Origin of the sequence: Mycobacterium sp. UNC410CL29Cvi84, assembly GCF_000686745.1 — a bacterium.
In the GTDB taxonomy this organism is placed as follows: Bacteria; Actinomycetota; Actinomycetes; order Mycobacteriales; family Mycobacteriaceae; genus Mycobacterium; species Mycobacterium mucogenicum_B.
The window spans coordinates 121,902-141,233 of the sequence record NZ_JMLM01000006.1 but is presented as its reverse complement, the minus strand read 5'-3'; the positions used below and the strand labels follow the sequence as shown (position 1 = coordinate 141,233).

At 66.2% G+C, this 19,332-nt stretch carries 20 protein-coding genes; 8 read left to right on the top strand and 12 right to left on the bottom strand.

The features are described 5' to 3' along the window. Positions 1-9: 9 nt before the first annotated feature. Genes BR47_RS0109070 through BR47_RS30120 form a run of 3 tightly spaced genes read right to left on the bottom strand, consistent with a single transcriptional unit; the run spans position 10 to position 3,370 of the window. Entirely contained in the window at positions 10-993 is a 984-nt protein-coding gene (locus BR47_RS0109070) for a VOC family protein (protein WP_029119298.1), read from the bottom strand. Continuing rightward, a complete protein-coding gene (locus tag BR47_RS0109065; protein WP_029119297.1) occupies positions 990-1,859 on the bottom strand; it encodes an alpha/beta fold hydrolase in 870 nt (289 codons plus the stop codon). Before BR47_RS0109065 ends, BR47_RS0109070 begins: the two co-directional genes overlap by 4 nt. After that, positions 1,856-3,370, bottom strand: coding sequence for a bifunctional 3-(3-hydroxy-phenyl)propionate/3-hydroxycinnamic acid hydroxylase (locus tag BR47_RS30120; RefSeq protein ID WP_090562662.1), 1,515 nt, complete (start codon positions 3,368-3,370; stop codon positions 1,856-1,858). Before BR47_RS30120 ends, BR47_RS0109065 begins: the two co-directional genes overlap by 4 nt. A 79-nt stretch (positions 3,371-3,449) precedes the next feature. Here BR47_RS30120 and BR47_RS0109055 point away from each other — a divergent pair, with 79 nt between their 5' ends. From BR47_RS0109055 to dmpG, 3 genes are read left to right on the top strand one after another with little or no spacing between them, the layout of a single operon-like run. Further along, positions 3,450-4,076 carry a TetR/AcrR family transcriptional regulator gene (locus BR47_RS0109055; RefSeq protein ID WP_029119296.1) on the top strand — a complete coding sequence of 209 codons (627 nt, stop codon included), beginning with the start codon at positions 3,450-3,452 and terminating at the stop codon, positions 4,074-4,076. Then, positions 4,073-4,528: a hypothetical protein gene (locus BR47_RS30115; protein ID WP_020102315.1), complete on the top strand. Its 456-nt coding sequence runs from the start codon at positions 4,073-4,075 to the stop codon at positions 4,526-4,528. The genes BR47_RS0109055 and BR47_RS30115 overlap by 4 nt, the downstream gene beginning before the upstream one ends. Then, positions 4,525-5,532 (top strand): 4-hydroxy-2-oxovalerate aldolase, encoded by a 1,008-nt coding sequence (gene dmpG, locus BR47_RS0109045; RefSeq protein WP_029119295.1) that lies wholly within the window; start codon positions 4,525-4,527, stop codon positions 5,530-5,532. The genes BR47_RS30115 and dmpG overlap by 4 nt, the downstream gene beginning before the upstream one ends. Here the strand turns inward: dmpG and BR47_RS0109040 are convergent. Genes BR47_RS0109040 through BR47_RS0109030 form a run of 3 tightly spaced genes read right to left on the bottom strand, consistent with a single transcriptional unit; the run spans position 5,529 to position 8,255 of the window. Continuing rightward, positions 5,529-6,677 carry a thiolase family protein gene (locus BR47_RS0109040; RefSeq protein WP_029119294.1) on the bottom strand — a complete coding sequence of 383 codons (1,149 nt, stop codon included), beginning with the start codon at positions 6,675-6,677 and terminating at the stop codon, positions 5,529-5,531. The two genes, dmpG and BR47_RS0109040, sit on opposite strands and share 4 nt — an antisense overlap. Further along, on the bottom strand, positions 6,670-7,905 hold the full coding sequence (locus BR47_RS0109035; protein ID WP_029119293.1) for a CaiB/BaiF CoA transferase family protein: 1,236 nt from the start codon (positions 7,903-7,905) through the stop codon (positions 6,670-6,672). Before BR47_RS0109035 ends, BR47_RS0109040 begins: the two co-directional genes overlap by 8 nt. Positions 7,906-7,955: 50 nt before the next feature. After that, positions 7,956-8,255 (bottom strand): hypothetical protein, encoded by a 300-nt coding sequence (locus BR47_RS0109030; protein ID WP_020102319.1) that lies wholly within the window; start codon positions 8,253-8,255, stop codon positions 7,956-7,958. Positions 8,256-8,393: 138 nt separating this feature from the next. On the opposite strand from BR47_RS0109030, the gene BR47_RS0109025 reads away from it, so the two are divergent. Together BR47_RS0109025 and BR47_RS0109020 are read left to right on the top strand one after the other, a co-directional pair. Continuing rightward, the gene (locus BR47_RS0109025) at positions 8,394-9,128 is read left to right on the top strand and encodes a winged helix-turn-helix domain-containing protein (protein WP_029119292.1); all 735 of its coding nucleotides are present in this window, start codon (positions 8,394-8,396) and stop codon (positions 9,126-9,128) included. Beyond that, a complete protein-coding gene (locus BR47_RS0109020; protein ID WP_029119291.1) occupies positions 9,128-10,255 on the top strand; it encodes a HAMP domain-containing sensor histidine kinase in 1,128 nt (375 codons plus the stop codon). Before BR47_RS0109025 ends, BR47_RS0109020 begins: the two co-directional genes overlap by 1 nt. Before the next feature lie 22 nt (positions 10,256-10,277). Here the strand turns inward: BR47_RS0109020 and BR47_RS31995 are convergent, their stop codons facing one another. Both BR47_RS31995 and BR47_RS0109010 read right to left on the bottom strand, forming a co-directional pair. Next, positions 10,278-10,913, bottom strand: a complete 636-nt coding sequence (locus BR47_RS31995) for a hypothetical protein (protein WP_141772215.1) — start codon at positions 10,911-10,913, stop codon at positions 10,278-10,280. 10 nt (positions 10,914-10,923) lie between these two features. Next, positions 10,924-11,430 carry an SRPBCC family protein gene (locus BR47_RS0109010; RefSeq protein ID WP_020102323.1) on the bottom strand — a complete coding sequence of 169 codons (507 nt, stop codon included), beginning with the start codon at positions 11,428-11,430 and terminating at the stop codon, positions 10,924-10,926. Positions 11,431-11,733: 303 nt separating this feature from the next. Between BR47_RS0109010 and BR47_RS0109005 the strand changes: the two genes are divergently transcribed. Together BR47_RS0109005 and BR47_RS0109000 are read left to right on the top strand one after the other, a co-directional pair. Further along, positions 11,734-14,088, top strand: a complete 2,355-nt coding sequence (locus tag BR47_RS0109005) for a Nal1-like putative serine protease (RefSeq protein WP_029119290.1) — start codon at positions 11,734-11,736, stop codon at positions 14,086-14,088. Positions 14,089-14,469: 381 nt separating this feature from the next. Then, on the top strand, positions 14,470-15,789 hold the full coding sequence (locus BR47_RS0109000; protein ID WP_029119289.1) for a hypothetical protein: 1,320 nt from the start codon (positions 14,470-14,472) through the stop codon (positions 15,787-15,789). A gap of 85 nt (positions 15,790-15,874) precedes the next feature. Here the strand turns inward: BR47_RS0109000 and BR47_RS0108995 are convergent, their stop codons facing one another. The 3 genes from BR47_RS0108995 to BR47_RS0108985 form a co-directional block, all read right to left on the bottom strand. Further along, entirely contained in the window at positions 15,875-16,543 is a 669-nt protein-coding gene (locus BR47_RS0108995) for a hypothetical protein (protein ID WP_029119288.1), read from the bottom strand. A 26-nt stretch (positions 16,544-16,569) separates the two neighbouring features. Next, the gene (locus tag BR47_RS0108990; RefSeq protein WP_081831243.1) at positions 16,570-17,133 is read right to left on the bottom strand and encodes a CsbD family protein; all 564 of its coding nucleotides are present in this window, start codon (positions 17,131-17,133) and stop codon (positions 16,570-16,572) included. Between the two features lie 157 nt (positions 17,134-17,290). After that, on the bottom strand, positions 17,291-17,563 hold the full coding sequence (locus BR47_RS0108985; RefSeq protein ID WP_029119286.1) for a DUF4235 domain-containing protein: 273 nt from the start codon (positions 17,561-17,563) through the stop codon (positions 17,291-17,293). A 262-nt stretch (positions 17,564-17,825) separates the two neighbouring features. Between BR47_RS0108985 and BR47_RS0108980 the strand changes: the two genes are divergently transcribed. Further along, positions 17,826-18,143 carry a hypothetical protein gene (locus BR47_RS0108980; RefSeq protein WP_225433746.1) on the top strand — a complete coding sequence of 106 codons (318 nt, stop codon included), beginning with the start codon at positions 17,826-17,828 and terminating at the stop codon, positions 18,141-18,143. 46 nt (positions 18,144-18,189) lie between these two features. Here BR47_RS0108980 and BR47_RS31990 read toward each other — a convergent pair whose 3' ends face one another. Continuing rightward, a complete protein-coding gene (locus BR47_RS31990; protein ID WP_051634699.1) occupies positions 18,190-19,308 on the bottom strand; it encodes a hypothetical protein in 1,119 nt (372 codons plus the stop codon). Positions 19,309-19,332 lie beyond the last annotated feature (24 nt).

The window sequence follows — 19,332 nt, the reverse complement described above, 5'->3', positions numbered from 1 at the left end:
ATCCCGGGACTAGTCGCGGATTCCCACCCCGGCGAGCGCCGGGACGGTATCTTCGCGGTGCAGCAATGACCTGACTGCGGTCGAGAACTGCCCGAGCTTGTCGACGCTGGCCTGCATCTCGTGGCCCCAGATGCTGATGCCCTGGTGCGTCGTCGGCTTCCACGTCGATTCGTCGACGATCAGCGGGTTCCAACCGACCTCCCATTCGAAACCCGATGGCGTGACGGCATAGAACGACAATTCGCGGTCATTGGTGTGCTGACCGATGCCGAGCGCCATGTCGAATCCCAGGGCCCGCACGCGCTGGTAGCTGTCCGTCAGATCGTCAAGTTCGGCCACCTGAATGTTGAGGTGTTGCACCCGGGTCCGAATCGGGTTGATGGGCAGCCGATTCACCGCTGCAATGGCCACGGAGTGGTGCCGCCGGTTGACCCGGAGAAACCGGATTTTGACCTTCACCCCGCTCATCGTCTCATCGATGAAGTCGCTGAGCCGCGCATCGAGCAAGGTGTTGTAGTAGCCACGCACCTCGTGCGGCCTGGTGCTGGTGACGGCCACGTGACCCAGCCCGAATTCGCCGGTGACAAAACCTTTTCCGGCGACGGACAGGTGGTCCTCGACGTGCGCGTGCGTGTACAACTCCTGCGCCAAGCCGTTGGGGCCAGGTATGCGCACCAGGCGCTCGACGCCGCGCAGCGCGGCTTCGTCGTCGCTCCCGACAGTGACCGGCACACCGCACCGGTGCACGCGGCGGAGGATCTCGTCGAAGGTCTCGTGATCGTCGACTTGCCAGCCCAATGCGGTGACGTCCTCGGCCGGTCCGCGCCGCAGCAGGAACCGGCATTGTTGTTCGTCGAGCCGGAATCGGATGGCATCCGAGTCGAGGTCATCGAGGTGCATGCCGATCGCGTCGCGGCCGAACCGCCGCCAGTCCGCGAACCGCTTGGTCTCGACCGCCAGGTAACCGAGCGAGACATGACCGAAGACGCTCATGGCTGGAACACCGTATTGTCCGTGAGGAATTCGTCGACCATCTGATTGAACAGATCGGCACGCTCCCACTGCATCCAATGGCCGGTACGAGTGGTCATCACGAGTTCGGCGTTGGGCATGATGTTCTGCAGCATGGGTCCGCCGGAGGGCTTGTTCACCTTGTCGTCGCGGCCCCACAGGATCAGCGTCGGCGTCTGCAGCGATGCCAGCCGCGAGTCGCGGGTCAGGTCCATGCGCCACAGCGTTCGCAGGGCGAACGGTCCGGACGGCCGGCTCAGCGGCGGATCGGCCACCACCTCCGGGTCGATCGATGCGGCGTAGCGCAGATCGATCAGCTCGGCAGGAATCGAATCACCGTCGTAGACCAGGTAATTACGGATGAACTCGGCCAGCTTCTCGCGGCTGGGACCGGTGCCGCCGTAATACGCCAGCAGGCTGTTCAGTCCGGCGGTCGGCAGGCCACGGGTGGTGCCGATACCACCGGGTCCCATCAACACCAGCTTGCCGACTCGGCCCGGGGTGTCCAGCGCCAACCGCAGCGCCGCAGCGCCGCCGTAGGAGTTGCCGATCAGATGTGCTGTGCTGATGCTCAATTCGTCGAGCAGCCCCCGCATCGCGTCGGCCAGCGAGCCGAAGGGATCGGACTTGTCGATGCCCTTCGATGAGCGCCCGTAGCCGGGCATGTCGGGAACGAGGACGCGGTAACGCTTGGCGAGCGCGTCGATGTTGCGGGAGTAGTTGCTGACGCCGGAGGCACCCGGGCCGCCGCCGTGCAGCAGCATCACCGCGGGGCCCGAACCGGCCTCGGCGACAAAGATCTTCCGGTTGCCGACGGTCACGGTGTGTTCGGTGCGGGTGGTGGTCATGCAGGTGCTCCTGTCAGGGTGGTGAGGTTCAGTCCGGCCGGCGGAGCCGGGAGCCGCCCGCCGGATGAGGCTGCGGCGTAGACGAATCCGTCCGGCCGGAGTACGACGGCGTCGGTTTTGTGGTCAGCCAGCCATCGCACGAGGCTGGGTTCGGTTGCCTGCAGAGTCGCGGCCCCTGCCGCGGTCCAGGCCGCCGCTCCGACCGGCACGGCGCCGGTGTGCATCAGCGTCCAGCCGCCGCCCAGCAGATCGTCGAGTGGCACGCCGTCAACGGTCGGTTGCGGAATCTGCCGGCCCACCGCCGGGTGCGCGGCTGCGAAGAAGCCGTCGTCGTAGTGAGCCTCCGGAATCCACCAGAATTTCTGCCCCACGGCGTTGGCGCCGGGAATTCTGGTCAGCGCCCGCACGACGTGGTTGCGGATGGCGGCCAGCCAGGGCCTCCGCTCGGTGATGATCCGGCCGACCAGCACGGCGCGCCGGGTGACCTCGGTGACGTGCGGCTTGCGTTCTGCGGCATAGGAATCCAGCAATGAGTCCGGCGCCTGGCCCCGGAGGACCGCAGCGAGCTTCCAGCACAGGTTGGCGGCGTCGCGCACGCCCGCGGACATGCCCTGGCCGATCCACGGCGGCATGGCGTGCGCGGCGTCGCCGGCCAGGAACACGCGGCCGACGCGCCAGCGGTCCGCCACTCGCACATGGTGGCTGTAGACGACGGCTCGCAGGATCTCGACGTTGTCGGGTGTGACGCCCTGCTCCCGCAGTACCTTCCACACCGCCTCGTCACTCACCAGGTCCTTCTCGTCCTCCGCTCCCCTGGCCGGGTACTCCCACCTGTGGTGTCCCAGCGGGGTCGGACAGTCGACGGTCGGGCGCGCCGGATTGCAGTGAAACCGCAAGCGGTCGTGGGCATCCCATTCCTTGACGACCTTGGTGTCGATGACGACCCAGCGCTCGCCGTAGGTGCGTCCGCTGTACCCGATGCCGAGCACCCCGCGCGTCGCCGACGAGCCACCGTCCGAAGCGATGACGTAGCGGGCGGTCACCCGCTTGAACGTGTCGGTACGCAGGTCGGCCAGCAGCAGTTCGACATCGTCGGTCCGGTTGGCCACCCGCAGGCATTCGTGTTCCAGGAGGACCCCGACGTTGGCGAAACGCGCCACGCCTTCGCGGAGTACCGAGTCGACCGCCGGCTGGTACAGGAACTGCTGCGACGGATGGCCGCACCCGCGGCCGTAGATGACCGTTTCGATGAACGGGCGGCCGTGGGCATCGACAAAGGCAACGGGGCGACCCGGCAGCATGTCGCGCTGAAGGCGCTCCGCCAGCCCGACCGACTGCCAGACCCGCAGCACCTCTTCGTCGGTGGAGATCGCCCGCGCCCGGCTGTAGATGTCCGGGTCACGCTCGATCACCAGGACCTTCAAGCCGAGCTGCCCCAGCAGGTTGGCGGCGGTGGCGCCGGTGGGGCCATACCCGATGACGGCGACGTCGTAGGTGTCTTCACTGCTCATTGGGGCCTCCGGGGCTTGTTCTGTAGTGATCGCTACGGTAATGTAGTGATCGCTACAGAGTCAAGAGTCGGGAGCGAAAATGACCGAAGCACCCAAGACCCGTCGCAAACGAGCCGACGGCGAGCAGTCCCGTGAGCGAATCCTGGACGCCGCCAATGCGATTGCCTCCGAACGCGGATACGAGGGCACGAGCATCGCCCTGGTCAGCAAGAAGTGCGGGCTCCCCGCCAGCTCGATCTACTGGCACTTCAAGGACAAGGACGACCTGCTGGCCGCCGTGATCGACCGCAGCTTCGAGACCTGGCTGCGCGTCTGGGAACTCCCCACCGGCGGCGAGCCGCGGGAACGTGTCATCGGCCTGGCCAAGCAGCTCGCGAAGGGCCTGCTCGACAATCCCGATTTCCTGCGACTCGGGCTCATGCTCGCGCTGGAGCGCCGACCCGTGGAGCCGCTGGCCCGCGCGCGTTTCCTGCAAGCGCGGGCGCAAGCTACCGCGTCGCTCACGGAAGCACTCGGCGAGCTGGCCCCCGGCCTCGCCGACGCGCAAGTGCGGCTGCTGGTGAACTACTCCATCGCCGGCGCCGACGGGCTGTTCATTGCCAAGGAACTCGGCGGCGACTCCGTGGACCTGCTCGAGTTGTTCGAGATACACGCCAACGCCATCTACGACACGGCGATCCGGATGCTCGCCGAGAACGCGCAATGACCGCGACCGCCGGGGCTACCGCGCCGATCGTCGCTGCCGTCGCGAGATCGTCGAGCGTGATCTACGCCGAGATCGTGTCGTCGATTTCGGCGCGCTCCGCCGGCCCGGACATCCGGGGCGGCATCGACGATCTCATCGAAACCACCTGTGCCGCAGTGCAGACCGCGGGCGCGCGGCATGCGAAGGTCATTTCGCTGCTCAGCCCGTCCCCGTCGACGCGGAACACCATCTACTGTCTCGTCGACGGTGCTGCCGATCACGTTGCCATCGAACGAGACATCCACACCGCGGTGGCACGGATCGGCGCTGAGGTAGGCGGCTTCCGGCTCAAGCAGGCCGTGCAGTTCGAGAGCATCGGCCCGATACACATCCCAGAAATCGGTGCCTTCGCCGGCACCAAGGTGACCGTGCTCGTCGAGGTCGCCACTGAAAATGCCGGAGTGCCAACATGATCTACATCAGCGACGTCACCCTGCGGGACGGCATGCATGCGGTCCGGCACCAGTACACCATCACGCAGGCCGTGGCCATCGCCGCTGCGCTCGACGCCGCGGGCGTCGCCTCCATCGAGGTCGCACACGGCGACGGACTAGGCGGGTCCAGTTGCGTGTACGGCTTCGGCGCACACACCGACCTGGAGTGGATCTCCGCCGTCGCTGCCGCGGTGTCCCGCGCTCGCATCGCGACGCTGATCCTCCCTGGCATCGGCACCGTACGCCAGCTGGGCGACGCTCATCGCGCCGGCGTCTCGGTCGTCCGAGTCGGCACTCACTGCACCGAGGCCGATCTTTCTGCGCGTCATCTCACCGCTGCCCGTGAGCTGGGTATGGACCCTGTCGGCTTTTTGATGATGAGTCACCTCGCCACGCCGGCCGCCCTCGCCGCGCAGGCAAAGCTGATGGAGGGGTACGGCGCGACGTGTGTCTACGTCGTCGACTCCGGTGGGGCAATGACCATGCGCGACGTCGCCGATCGAGTCGACGCCCTGCGTCAAACCTTGGACCCGGCAACCGAAATCGGCATCCATGCGCACCACAATCTGTCGCTGGGAGTGGCCAATTCGATCGCCGCTGTAGAACACGGCGCCAACCGCGTCGACGCATCACTGGCGGGCATGGGCGCCGGCGCCGGCAACGCACCGCTGGAAGTCTTCATCGCCGCGGCCACCAAGCTCGGCTGGCAGCACGGCTGCGATCTGCACGCGCTGCAGGATGCCGCCGACGATCTGGTCCGCCCGCTGCAGGAACGCCCGGTCCGCGTCGATCGTGAAACCCTGACGCTCGGCTACGCGGGTGTGTACTCCAGCTTTCTGCGGCATGCCGAGACCACCGCTGCGCGTTTCGATCTCGACGCCCGCACGCTGTTGGAGGAAGCGGGTCGACGCGGACTCGTCGGTGGGCAAGAGGACATGCTCGTCGACATCGCGCTGGACCTCACGCGCCCCGAGAGCGCCTAAGCGACCAGCTCCACCAGTGTCGCGTTGGCGGTGCCGCCGCCCTCGCACATGGTCTGCAGCCCGTAGCGAATTCCGTTGTCGCGCATGTGGTTGATCATGCGAGTCATCAGCACCGCGCCCGACGCGCCGAGCGGGTGCCCCAGCGCGATCGCGCCGCCCAGTGGGTTGAGCGCCGCCTCGTCGGCGCCGGTATCGGCGAGCCAGGCCAGGGGGACCGGGGCGAACGCCTCGTTCACCTCGAAGACGCCGATGTCGCCGATCCGCACGCCGGTCTTGCGCAGCACCTTCTCGGTGGCCGGAATCGGGCCCGTCAGCATCAGGACCGGGTCGGCGCCGGTGACGGCGCCACCGACATACCGCACCAGCGGGGTGAGGCCGAGCTGCAGCGCGTTCTCCAGCGTCATCACCAAAAGCGCTGCCGCACCATCGGAAATCTGCGACGAGTTGCCGGCGTGGATGACGCCGTCTTCCTGGAACGCCGGCTTGAGGCCGCCCAGCTTCTCGACGGTCGTCCCGCGCCGGATGCCCTCGTCCTCGTGCACCACACCACCATCGTCGGTGAACACCGGCACGATCTGCGTGACGAACGCGCCCGAATCCTGTGCGGCGGCAGCGAGTTCGTGCGACCGCGCCGCGTACTCGTCCAGCCGCGCTCGCGACAGGCTCCACTTACTCGCGATCATCTCAGCCGAGATGCCCTGATTGAAACCGAAACCGTCATACCGGGCAAGCGCTTTCGGCCCGTACGGCTGCCCCGTCTGACGGGCCGCGCCGAGCGGCACCCGGCTCATCACCTCGACGCCGCCGGCCACCACGACGTCCTGCTGGCCCGACATCACGGCCTGCACGGCGAAATCCAATGCCTGCTGCGACGATCCACAGGCCCGGTTGACCGTCGTGCCCGGGATCGACTCGGGCCAGCCGGCGGCGAGCACCGACCACCGGGCAATGTTGCTCGACTGATCACCGACTTGCGAGACGCAGCCCCACACCACGTCGTCGACGAGGTCCGGTGACACGCCGGACCGTTCCATCAGTTCGTTCAGGACCACCGCGGACAGGTCGGCGGCATGCTGGCCGGCCAGTCCCCCGTTGCGCTTGCCGACGGCAGTCCGTACGGCCTCGACAATGACGACTTCACGCATGGTCGCTCCCTGATCCGTAGACCTCGCCGATGGCACCGGCGGCCCGCAGGCCGGCGATATCTTCAGCGCGGTAACCCAATTCGCCGAGTATCACATCTGTGTGCTCACCCAGTCCGGGGATTGCCCCCATGTTCAGCTCGAGGCCGCTGATCACCGGCGGCGGCAACAGTGCCTCGATGGGGCCGTTCGGGGTGCTGACCTGACGCCACCGGTCGCGGGACTTGAGGTGCGGATGCGCGACCACCTCACTGGGCAGGTTGTACCGCGAATTGCCGATACCGGCGGCGTCGGCGATCCGCTGAATGTCCTCGAGATCGTGCTCTGCGCACCAGGATCCGATGGCGGCATGGAGCTCGTCGCGGTGCGCGCAGCGATCCGGGTTGGTAGCGAATCGTGGGTCGTCGGCGAGGTCGGGCCGGTCGATGATCTCCCTGGCCAGGCGCTGCCATTCCCGGTCGTTGGTCGTGCCCAGCACCACCGTCTGCCCATCGCGGGTGGCGAAGGCGCCGTACGGCGCGACGGCCGGTGATGCCATCCCGAGCGGCTGCTGGTTCACGCCGGAGTGCTGGGTGTACGTCAATGGATAACCCATGATGTCGGTCATCGTGTCGAACAGGCTGACGGCGACCGACGGCGCCGCACCGACCGATACCCCGCGGGCCCGGCCCACCAGCAGCGCCATGATGGACAGCGCCGAGTACAGACCGGTGGAGATGTCGGCGACGGGCGGGCCCGGCTTGGCCGGCATTCCCGGAAAGCCGGTGGCCGCACACGAGCCGGATTCCGCCTGTACCAGCAGGTCGTACGCGCGCTTCCGGGAAAGGGGTCCGCCCGGCCCATAGCCATCGATCTCCACGGGAATCACCTGCGGGTGCCGTTTGCCGAGCTCCTCCGGCGACAAACCCAGCCGCGCGGTGGCTCCCGGCGCCAGGTTGGAGACGAACGCGTCGGCACGGTCGAGCAACTGGTGCAGCACCGCAATGCCCTTGTCGGACTTGAGGTTCAGGGTGATGGACTGCTTGCCGCGGTTGGCCCAGACGAAATGCGCCGCCTGGCCCAGCACCACGTCGTCGTAGTCGCGGGCGAAGTCACCGCCCCGCGGATTCTCAACTTTGATCACCCGGGCACCGAAGTCGGCCAGCACGCGCGTGCACATCGGCGCGGACACCGCCTGCTCCATCGCGACGACGGTGATCCCGGCCAGCGGCAGCGACTGCGCTTCGGTCACGTCCTCACATAACCATGTCGCCGCCGGCGAGCAGCCTGCGGGCCGCCCAGTCAGGAGTCCGACGCACAGGTCACGTCGACGTAGACGTTGTTGACCATGCGGGTGTCGGCACGCTGGGTCGGGTCCGCAGGGTTGGGCAAACCGTGCACGTCGGTCACGGTGCACGCCGACAGCGGCGCGCTCGGGGCACCGTCGACCTGCACGTTGTAGCCCTCGCTGCGCAGCGTGGACACGACGTCGGCGCCATTGTTGCCGGACACACTGGCAGCCTGCGCCGGGCCCGCGGCCGTCAGCGCCGCAGCGGCCAGCGCTGCGGCGGCGGTGGAGAAGAAGGCGATCTTGGTGATCATTTCGGTGTCCCTTCGGGTTGAGGTTCTGACGGCTTCCAGCCTCGAATCGGCCGACAAGGGTTCCCCGGAGGAACGATGAAGATTCGTTAAAGAACCCGGCTCTGACCAGGTCATCCGGTCGACCCCGCCAGCGCGCGGGTGCACTATGAGCAGGTGACCGCCACCGAACCCGCGCCAGGTCTGCGCGCGCTGGTCGTCGACGACGAGGCCGCGCTGGCCGACGTCGTGGCCAGCTACCTCAAGCGAGAACTCTTCGAGGTACGCGTCGCGAGCGACGGCCCGTCGGCCCTGGTCGCTGCCCGCGAGCTGGATCCCGACGTGGTCATCCTCGACATCGGCCTGCCCGGACTCGACGGCATCGAAGTATGCCGACAACTTCGCGTGTTCTCCGACGCGTATGTCGTGATGCTGACGGCCCGCGATACCGAGATCGACACCATCGTCGGCCTGTCGGTCGGCGCGGACGACTACGTCACCAAGCCGTTCAGTCCCCGCGAGTTGGTGGCCCGTATCCGCGCGATGCTGCGGCGGCCCCGGCGCGCACCCGACCCGGCCGCGGCCACAGGGACGCCGCCGCGGGTGTTCGGCGATCTGCACATCGACACCGACAGCCGCCAGACCCTGCTGGGCGGCGCGCCGATCATGCTGACCCGCACCGAGTTCGACGTACTGGCCGCGCTGTCGTCCCGCCCGCGCCAGGTGTGGACGCGACATCAACTCCTGGAAGCCGTGTGGGGCGAATCGTGGTTCGGCAACGACAACGTCGTCGACGTCCATGTCGGCCATCTACGCCGGAAGCTCGGCGACAACTCAGCCGAGCCGCGCTACGTGACGACGGTCCGCGGCGTCGGGTACCGGATGGGAGAAGGCTGATGGTCCAGAACCATCCGCGCAGCAAGCACGGCATTCGGAGTCGCCTGCTCGTCACCAACGCGGTCGTCGTCATCGCGGCCATCGCCACCACGACGACGGTCGCCCTCATCATCGGCCCGCCGATGTTCCGCCAGGTGATGCAAGACGTCCTCATCCCCGGACGTACCGGTCCGCACCCCTACGAGCATGTCTTCCGGCAGGCGACCGCCGTCTCGGTGGGGATGTCGCTCGCGGTGGCCGCCACGACCGCGCTGGCACTGAGCTGGTACCTGAGTCGACGGATGCACCGGTCGACGGCCGAGCTCGCCGCCGCCGCAACCGCGGTGGCCGACGGGAACTACGACATCCGCGTCTCGCCACCCCACCTGGGCACCGAATTCGACGCCATCGCAGACGCTTTCAACACCATGGCCGAGCAGCTCGGCTCCGTCGAGACCACCCGGCGTCAGTTGTTGGCCGACCTGGCACACGAGCTTCGCACACCCGTCTCCGTCATCGACGCGTATCTCGAGTCGATCGAAGACGGCATCCATCCGCTCGACGCGACCACGATCGGCGTGCTGCGCGACCAGACCCGTCGGCTTGCCAGGCTCAGCTCCGACGTGCGGGCGCTGTCCGACGCCGAACGCGACATGGCGCTCGTCGACACCCAATCCGTCGCGCCCGCAACGCTGATCGGTGCGGCCGTCGACGCCTTCGCCGCGCCGTACCGCGCGAAAGGTGTTGCGCTGACATCGGATATCGCGCCGGGACTGCCTGACCTCTGGGCCGACCCGCAGCGCCTCGACCAGGTGCTGGCCAACCTGCTGACGAATGCACTGCGGCACACCGATGCCGGCGGCACGGTGCGGGTGACGGCGACGCCCGCCGGTGGTTCGGTGCGGATCCAGGTATCCGACGACGGCGACGGCATCGCCGCCGAACATCTGCCGCGGTTGTTCGAGCGGTTCTACCGCGCCGACTCGGCACGTGACCGCGCACACGGCGGTTCCGGCATCGGGCTGGCGATCGCAAAGGCCCTTGTCGATGCCCACCATGGCCGGATCACCGCGACCAGCGCCGGGGTCGGTACGGGTGCGACGTTCACCGTGGAATTGCCCAGCCGCGCCACGTCGCTCGCCGGCTGATCCCAACGCCTCCGGACCACAACTAGCCCGGAGAGTTCGGGTAATTGGGGTTCGGCGGGTAGCCCTGGTTGGGATAGCCGGGCGGCGGGTAGCCCGGATAGCTCTGCTGTGGGTAGCCGGGGTAACCCTGTTGCGGCGGTGCGGGATACGACGGCCCGCTCTTCCCGCCCCGGCGGCGCACCATCACCACGACGAACACCACGAGGCACGCCACCCCGATCACGACAAAGACGACAATCGGCCACGACCAGCCGTTCGGCGGCGCACTCACCCAGATCCGGCTCGCTCCGGGACACCGCACGGTCACCGGCCCGCGGTCGAGCGGCAACTCCCCGACCGCGCGGTAGTACTTGCCCCTGGGGATCAGGAAGAGCCGCTTGCCACCGAAACGTTTCTCGTCGTGGGCCCCGGTGAACGGCTCCAAGGGCTCGGCCTGACCACCAGATGTCGTTGCCGTGCAACGAATGTTCGATTGCGATCGGTCGAGATACACGACGTGCACGCGTTCGGTGGGCGTCACCACGTCGCCCGATCTGATCAACTCGGCCGGGTCGTCCTTGGCCCCGAGGAAGATGACGACCGCCAGCGCCAACATCCCGAACCCGAACAGCGTCCCGATCACTCTGCCGATCGGGCTTTTTCCCCCTGCACGCCCCATGCCCCGATTCTCACACGGACTCCCCCACTGGTCGGGCCGAGTCGTCGTCACTGGTTGTGGTTCGGCGTTCGGCGATGGCGGCCAGCCGCAGGGTGCATTCCCGGTTGCGCGGAATGACCGCCGCCAGGGCCAACTGGTCGGGCACCCAACGCATCGGTCGACCGACCGGCACCTCGGCCATCTCGATGAGGCAACCGCCGGTCGGCGTATCGGACAACCGAAGGAAGATGCGCGCCCGGCCGAACACTCCAGCGCTGGCAAGCAGCACCAGCTCTTCCAGCGGGCGGCAGTCCTGCACTTCGGTGACGTCGTTGACGAGAACCGGCCACACTCCGATCGAGTGCTGAATGCGGCGGCCGGCGGCCGGCCAGTCGGCGTCGACGGCACGCATCCGGCTGTTGCCCACCACCCACTGGGAGTATGTCCAGCCGTCGGCGATGACGTTCCAGACCTCTTGCCGGGTCGCAGTGCTGTGCCGCCGAACGGTCAGGGCGCTGTCAAGGACGTTGTCAGCCATGCGATTTCCTTTCGGAGCCTGCCCCCGAAAGGAAACGACGACGAACCGCCCGGCCAAACCGGTGATGGAGAATCGCTGTGGTGCGCATGACTGTGATTAGCCTGCGGCGGACAAGCTAAACCCGCGAGCGCCAACATCCCGAACTCGACTGCCGATGACGCCGCGGTGTCCGAATGGAAAACAGGTAGCGATCTACTCGGTCCTGATCACCGCGGAAGGCGCATTCTTATTACGGCCACCATCTGATCAGCGCTTATTACGGCCACCATCTGATCAGCGCCGAGCGTCGCGGAGGGCAAGCCCATGAGTCACGCCACACACGCAGCGTCACCCGACCGCGGGCGACTGAGCGCCAGTGACTTTCAGTCGCTCGGTATCCGCGATCTGCTGGATGCCCGCGACCAGTTTCACGTGCACCTCGCACACAAGCCGAACGTCTTCTCCACGGCGATCGGGCGCTACCTGATTCGTGACACCGATCCTGACGTACCTGAAACGACGTGCGATCCGCTCGATGCGCGGGCGCGAAAGGCACCAGAGCGCACCCTCCTGAATTCCACGACTCGGTCGTGGTCGTGGCCGTGTGTCCTGGTGTTCGTCAAGCGGTGGCAGACGCTCGACGATCTGGTCGATCGTCCCGAGGATGTGGTACCGCCGTTCATCTACCTGCCGGACGGGCGCATCGTTCCGGTGTGCGTCGTACTCGCCGAATCCGCGCAGCTCCCGTCCCCCGTGCTCGACCCGAGCCGACTCGCGGCGGAATCGCTCGGTGTGGGTTCGCCCATCTACGTCGATGCACAGGGAATGCGTCGCATGGGCACCGCCGCCTGCCTGGTTTCGGACGGCAGCGATGTCTATGTGCTGACCAACACGCACCTTGCCGGAGTGGTGGGGCGGCCGGTGCGGGCGTTGTTGCGTGGTGTTCCCGTCACCATCGGGAGCACGTTGGGAGCGCCTCATCTGGCGGAGCGCACGTTTTCGGACATCTATCCGAGCCTGCCGGGCCGGGACGCCGTCGTGAATATTGATGCCGCCATCGTCCGGCTCGACGATGCCCGGGTCTGGGAAACGGACGCCCTCACTGATCCGATCGGCGACGTGACGGACTTCAGCGCAAGCACCGCCGCACTCTCCTGGATCGGCCGGCCGGTGGTCGGCCAGGGCGCCGCGAGCGGAGAGATGCGCGGCGAGATCAAGGCCTTGTTCTACCGGTACAAGTCGATCGGCGGGCGCGACTACATCGCCGACTTCGTCATCGGTCCACGATCCGACCACACCGGCCCGCTGGTCACGCAACCTGGTGATTCCGGGTCACTGTGGTGCCTCGACGGAATCGAGGCGCCTGGTGTCCGCTCGCCGTTCGGGCTGGAGTGGGGCGGTCAGCGGATCGGCGGCGATCCGGCCGCCGGCGACTTCCTCCAGTTCTCGCTGGCGACGTCGATGGCGGTGATCCTGCGGGAACTCAATCTCGACCTGGTCTCCGGCCCCACAGCACAGCGCATCCAGTATTGGGGGCCGGTGGGGCACTTCAAGATTGGCCAACAGGCCTGCTTCCTGGTCGGAAACCCGGCATTGCGAAAGTTCTTCACCGCCAACATCAACAACCTGAGTTTCCGCAGCGACGACCAAATCCAACTCGCCACGCACCTGCAGGCCACGAAATTCGTCCCGCTCAGTGATGTCCCGGATGTGGTGTGGAAGACGAACATCAACCGGGCCAAGCCGGAAGTCGCGCGGGTGATGGAGAACTGGAATCACTACGCCGATATCGACCTCCCCGGAGCTGACGGCGACTCGCTGATGGCGAGCTATGCGGCCGACGAGGATTCGCTGAACTACAGCAACTGGCTGACCTTCTACAAAGACGCGCCGGTGCCCAGTGCCTCGAAGACGCATTCCAATAACCAAGGGGCGCTTCCGTTCCGGGTCTGGCAGATCGTCGCCCAGATGGTGAAATTCGCGAAGAACGGTGACGGCGATCGTTTTCTCACCGCGGCCGGCTGCCTGGCGCACTATGTGGGCGACGCGTGCCAGCCCCTGCATTCCTCGCAGCACTCCGACGGCTTGAACGGAGCTTCAACCGGCGTCCACGCCACCTACGAGGACAACATGGTGAACGCGCACGCCGACGCCATCGCGGATGAGATCGGCAGCGCCATCAAAAATCTGGACTTCACACCGCGCGCGATCCACAGTCCGCGCGACGCGGCCAAGGCCACCATGGATTTGATGATCTTCGCCCAAACCACGCTGCCGCCCCAGACAATCTGCCAGACCTATGACGACGTACATCCAGGAGCCAGCCACGAGACGAGCAATCCGGCGGTGTTGGACGCACTCTGGAACAAGTGCGGGGACCGGACCGTCGAGGTCATCGCGGCGGGTGCGGTGACGCTCGGCGCGCTCTGGACCGCCGCGTGGAAGCTGTCCGGCGCGTCTAAGGATTCCCCTTGGCTGACAAAGGTTTACGACGGCACCAAGGATTTGATGCCGATCTATGAGGACAAGAACTTCCTGCGGTCCCTGCACCTGAAATATCTGGGGCAGGACGACCTGCCCGGATCCGATGCTCCCAAGAATCCACCCCAACCGCCCGGCGGCCCCGCCAAGAAGGCCGCGAAGAAGGTGGCGAAGAAAGCCGCCAAGAAGGTCCCGTAGGCGCGCTGGGACGTCACTCCGCTTGTCGACGATATCTCCGTGTCGGTGGTGACCGACGCCATTGGCGCGGTCGCCAGGCTCGACAACGTTGCGACCACCGCACGACGCGCAGCCCGCCCGACCCACTTTCCACGAGCTAATTTCAACAGCTAAATACATCTTGACCCAGCAAACATACTGTGAGTATGTTATGGGTGGGGTTCAATCGTTGGCGACCATGACACATGGGGCGGGGTTGGTGTGCCTGCTGCAAATGATGTTGTGGCCACTGGCATTAACGATCACGGGAACGGGGACCAGATCATGCCAGCTGCACATTTCAGCAAGTCCACAGCAAACTCACAGAAGATGGCGGTAGCCCTATTGGCTAGCGCTACCGCGGTGACCGCGAGCATCGTCGTGGCCAATCCACACGCCAACACCGTCGCCACGCAAGTGCCAGAATTTGCGAGGCACGTGACGTTGACAGCGACGGCCGACCCGATCTCACTGATCGAGGCCCTGCTGGCCCTACCGCCGTCCGTGGCGCAAGAGCTCATCGGCACCCTGGTACCGAATGCGCCGCTCTCCCCCGCCATCTCCCCCGCCGCCGCGACTCCGCAAGACCTGGTTGGCGGCCTCGGCGGCCTGCTGACCGGCGCACTCAGCACGGTGTGGAATGACGGGGCCTACCTGGCGAGCATTCCCCTGCAAATCGGGGTCCAGACGGCCTGGACGCTGGTGAACTACGGAGTGGCGGCCGCTTTCAACCCGGACCTGCTCTTCAGCCTGCTCACGAGCTATATTCCGAACTATATCCAACAGTTCACCGCATACGGCCTCAACGGATTCATCAACACCACAACGCAATTTCTCGCCGGCCTCGCGGGTGCCCTCGGCGGTCTGCTGCCGGCCGCAGCCGCACAGCCGGCAGCCGCAAATGTATCGAAAGTGCAACTCAATTCGGCTGCGGCAGTGCCCCCCTCGATCAGCCACTCGGTCCCGTCGCCGCAGAATCTGATCGGCGGCCTGGGCAATGTGGTGTCGTCTGCGGTGTCGATGGTGGCGAATGACGTCGCCTACGCGGTGAATCTGCCTTTGGCCGTCGCCGTACCGGTGGTGCTTCCGCTCGTAGTGAGGTTCCCGTATTCACTGAGCCCGCAGTTCATTGCCGGCTTGCTGACGACGAATCTGCCGTTCGCCGTGTCGAACGCCGTCGCCAACACGGTTAACGGAATCGTCTCGCAGGCAGGACAATTCGTCTCCAGCCTCGGCGGTCTCGCCTCGGCGGCAACGACGCCGCTGGCGGCCGCGAGCGTGCCGAAGGTGCAATCCAATCTGATCAAGGTCAGCAAGCCGGCCGCCGCGCTGTCGGCCCCCAACTCCACGGCCGACTCGACGCCCGACAAGGCCGCTTCGGACAAGAAGTCGGACAAAGCAGACGCGGACAAGTCCGGCACCGACAGAGCAGATTCAGGCAAAACCAAATCGGACAAGGGCGGCAAGCACCGCAAGCCTTCAGAGTCGGGCCAGGCGGGAGGCGGACAGCCGGATACCGGTGCCGGGAAGACCGGTGAGACCAAGAGCGGCAACAGCTCTCATGACGGCGACGGACCGAAGCACGCGTCGGATACGTCAGGCTCGAACAGCCACGCAACCGGAGATGGTCAGGGCAATGCCGGGAGCCACGGTGGTAGCGGGGGCCACCGCGGCAGCAAATAGCCTGTCCGGAAACCGGTTTCGCTGAGTGGCTTCATCGGCGGCAGATGTGCCGCCGATGAAGCCACTGCCGATTCGGAAGCCTGCGTCAGACCCGGCCCGCCCGCCGGTTCTGCTTCTCGGCGTCGGCAAGTACTTCGACCTGCTCAGCCTGCTCGCGCTTGGCTGCCGCCGCAGCACGCTTGTCCCGCGCGTCCTCGAGCGCGGCTTCGGCCGCAGCCGCGGCCTTTTGTTCGGCTTTGTTGATCCGTTGCAGCCGTTGCTGTTCGGCGGTTTCGACAGCCTCGCGCTTACGTTCGGCCTCGGCCCGGCTGGCCTTCGCGGCCTGAGCGATGCGCTTGTCGGCCTCTTCCGCCGCTTGCCGCTTACGCTGCTGCGCGCGTTCGCGCGCACCGGCCACCGCGTCCTGCTTGGCGGCGATTGCTTCGTCGCGGTCGTCGGCGGCCTCTTCCAGCGAGTCCTCCAGCTGCGCGCCGGCCTCTTTGCGCCGTAGGGCCGCGTCCATGCTCCGCACGACAGCTTCGGCACGAACCTCGCTTCGGCGGGCCAGCGCCGCACCCCGCCGGCGCAGCGTGGAATCGCCCAGCACTCCGCCGACCGCAGCGTCCAAACCCCCGAGCGACCGCTCATAGATCAGCCGAGCGGGTGCTTCGGCGTCCAGGCGGGCGATCCATCGATCCTCGATGAACTGCAGGGGAAACCGGGCCAGGCGGTATTGCATGCGCAAGACCTGTAACGGCAATTCGATGATGCTCACGATATCTCCTTGGTTCTCAATGTCTTTCAGGGCAAGTTGGTTCGATCGCCGAGGGTCTCGGCGCGTTCGCGAAGGCGACGGGCCTCGGCTTGCTCTTCGTCCGCATCTCTCTGTGCGGCGCGATATTCGGCGAGCGCGTCACGTGCCTCCCTGCCGGCTGCGGCGGCGTCGGCCGTTTCCCGGATTTCCGCTTGCCGTTCCTCGCGCTGCTCCTCGACGCTGGCGCGGACCTGCTCCTCGGCAGCGCGGTGCCGCGCTGTTTGCGCGACTTGCTGGACCTGGTCCACCTGCTGCTGTTGTGCCGCGTCTTCTGCGGCGTCCGTGCCGGACCGCACCACGTCCCGGGCGCCGGCCGCCTGATGGCGGGCCTGCGACGCCAGGCCGGTGGCGGCGTCAGCTTCGGCGTCTGCAACCGCTTCGATGGCGTTGGCCTCCTTGCGGGCCCGCGCCTGCGCCTGCTCCAGCTGCCCTTCGGCGGTCAATGAATCGTTGCCGCTCACCGCGCCGGCGATCTCTTTTGCTTTACCCTTGATCGAATCGATCAGGCCTTTACGTGCCTCATCAGCTTTCTCGTGTTCGCCCATGACCATGCCATGCTCGTTTTGCGTCTCCTTCAAACACCGTGCGGTCGGGCCTGGGTCGTCCGTGATGAGCCCACAGCGCGCTGAACAGGCACAAAGCATCGATAACGACTGACGATCGAGCATCTGTGATGTGGGTCAACCCACGTAGCCAACCGCGAGAGCTCTACACCGGATTCTCGTGCGCCACAGCGCGGTAGCTGCGCGCCCCGGCTCGGCCTACGGCAGCCCTGACCAAACCGAAGACGAGGCCCTGCACACCCGCGGCGAGCAGTGCTTGCCCGCCCGAGCGGTTCAGGTCTTTGGGGTCCGGCGGTCCCTCCCCCGAGTCGTCGATCCGCTCCCACAACACACTGAAGACCTTGCCGGCCACCAGGCCGCCCACCACGCTGAACGCGGCCGACAGCGGCAGATACAGCGACTTCGATATCTTGCTCATCGTTCTCCTTGGCACACCTGACGATCCCGACTGTTCCGGGCCGTGGCTGAGAGTTACCCCGGCCGCACCGAAACCAATCGCCGTCCTCTCATCCGGACGCCATGAGCTGGCAATGTCTGAAATGGCTATGAATCGATCATGAAATTGGCATGTCGATCATTATGTGTCGCATATGAATACCTCGACGCACGTTCGAACCTGACTAGAATTGAATTTGAGAATACGCAGATAAACGTATTTAGATGCCGGAAAGGAAATTGAATTGTTGGGCGACGGTATTACCAAGGGCGTCGTGGTTGCGTGTGGAGCCATCGTGTTGAGCTTGGCATCGGCGGCGCCGGCGCTGGCGGCGCCCGAGGTGCAGAAATCGGCCCAGGCCACGATCAGCGAGCTGGAAGCACAAGGACTTCGACCGATACTCAACAAGGTCGGTAACGCACCCATCGAGCAATGTACGGTCATCGCGGTGCGCGACGGCACTGCCGTCAAGCACTCCTGGATACAGCGAGGACCGACCGGGAACGTCGGCAATCTCGTTCGGTACAAGACTGCGTACGTGGATCTCATGTGCAATCGATGAATTACGCCAACGGCTTATTCAGACCACAATTTGAGTTGCGGCGGTGTCATATGTCGCCTTGCCGCTCTGCCAGCCGCTTCGCCGCGACGGCCTTTTCCCACAGTTGACCTGCCAGGGCCGCCACCTTGTCGCGGGAGTCCTCGGCCACATCGGTCGTCATGTTGGCGACGAACGCGTCTCGCGGCGACGACGCGATATCTTCGATGGTCAGAGGCTCGATCTTCGGGTTCAGCGGAGACTCCTCGGGGATGGTGATCGCCAGATTCCTGGCCGGCAGCCTGATGACTTCGCGGACAAGGTCACCGGCGTAACGGCGGAGTCGTTCGATCGCGGACGACACCAGGACGTCCTTCAGCTTGGGCGCCGTATTCGGGTTCGGGCACATGAAGTAGAAGTCCCGGAATGACGCCACGTAGCGCCGGTGTGCGTCGCAGTCGATGCCGATCCCGTCCCCGGTGATCGAGAGGTCGGCGAGAATCACCCACGGTGACGTCGGGCACGACGAGCACGCCGGGCAGTGGCAGTGTGTATTGTCCGATGATTCCTTCGGGCAGCTGATCGCGATGTCCGGCCACGGAGCGGTCATCTCGTCCGAGTAAGTGTCCGGCAGTTCGTCGAGTACCCGGATGCGGTACGAGTCGCGCCATCGGCTGTACTCGCACACCGTCTCGTCGCACCCACAACTGCAGGCTGACATCGCCGCCTGAACGGGCCGGCACGCATGCTCCGCGTAGGCGATGGCGAGGTACACCGGCTTCTCCGCACGTGGCGCGATCTTCACCTCGGCACACCACGGATCGGGTTGTTCGTACCCGTTCATGTTGTCACCGTCGGCGTTCCGGGCGTTGACGTCGACCGTCACGATCCCATCGATCAGGATCTCGTCGCCATAGGGGCCGAGGATGAACCCGGCATTGACCTCCACGCAGCCGGACTCCTTGGAACTCCTGACCTCGGCACCGCAGACGATGCCCCAGCCGTGCAGCAACCGGTTATGCCGCCGCATTCGTTCGCGAAAATAGAGCTGGTCCTGCGTCAGGTCTGCGGCGGACACGAGCTGGCGCGGGTAGTACCGCGTGCGCTCGCCGGCCGCCGCCTGCCCTGGTGTGCCCGTCGCGGATCCACTGCACCCACAGCCGCAGCCGGTCCCGAGTGTTGCCGTCATTTCGTGCTCCTCGTCAGCTGTCGG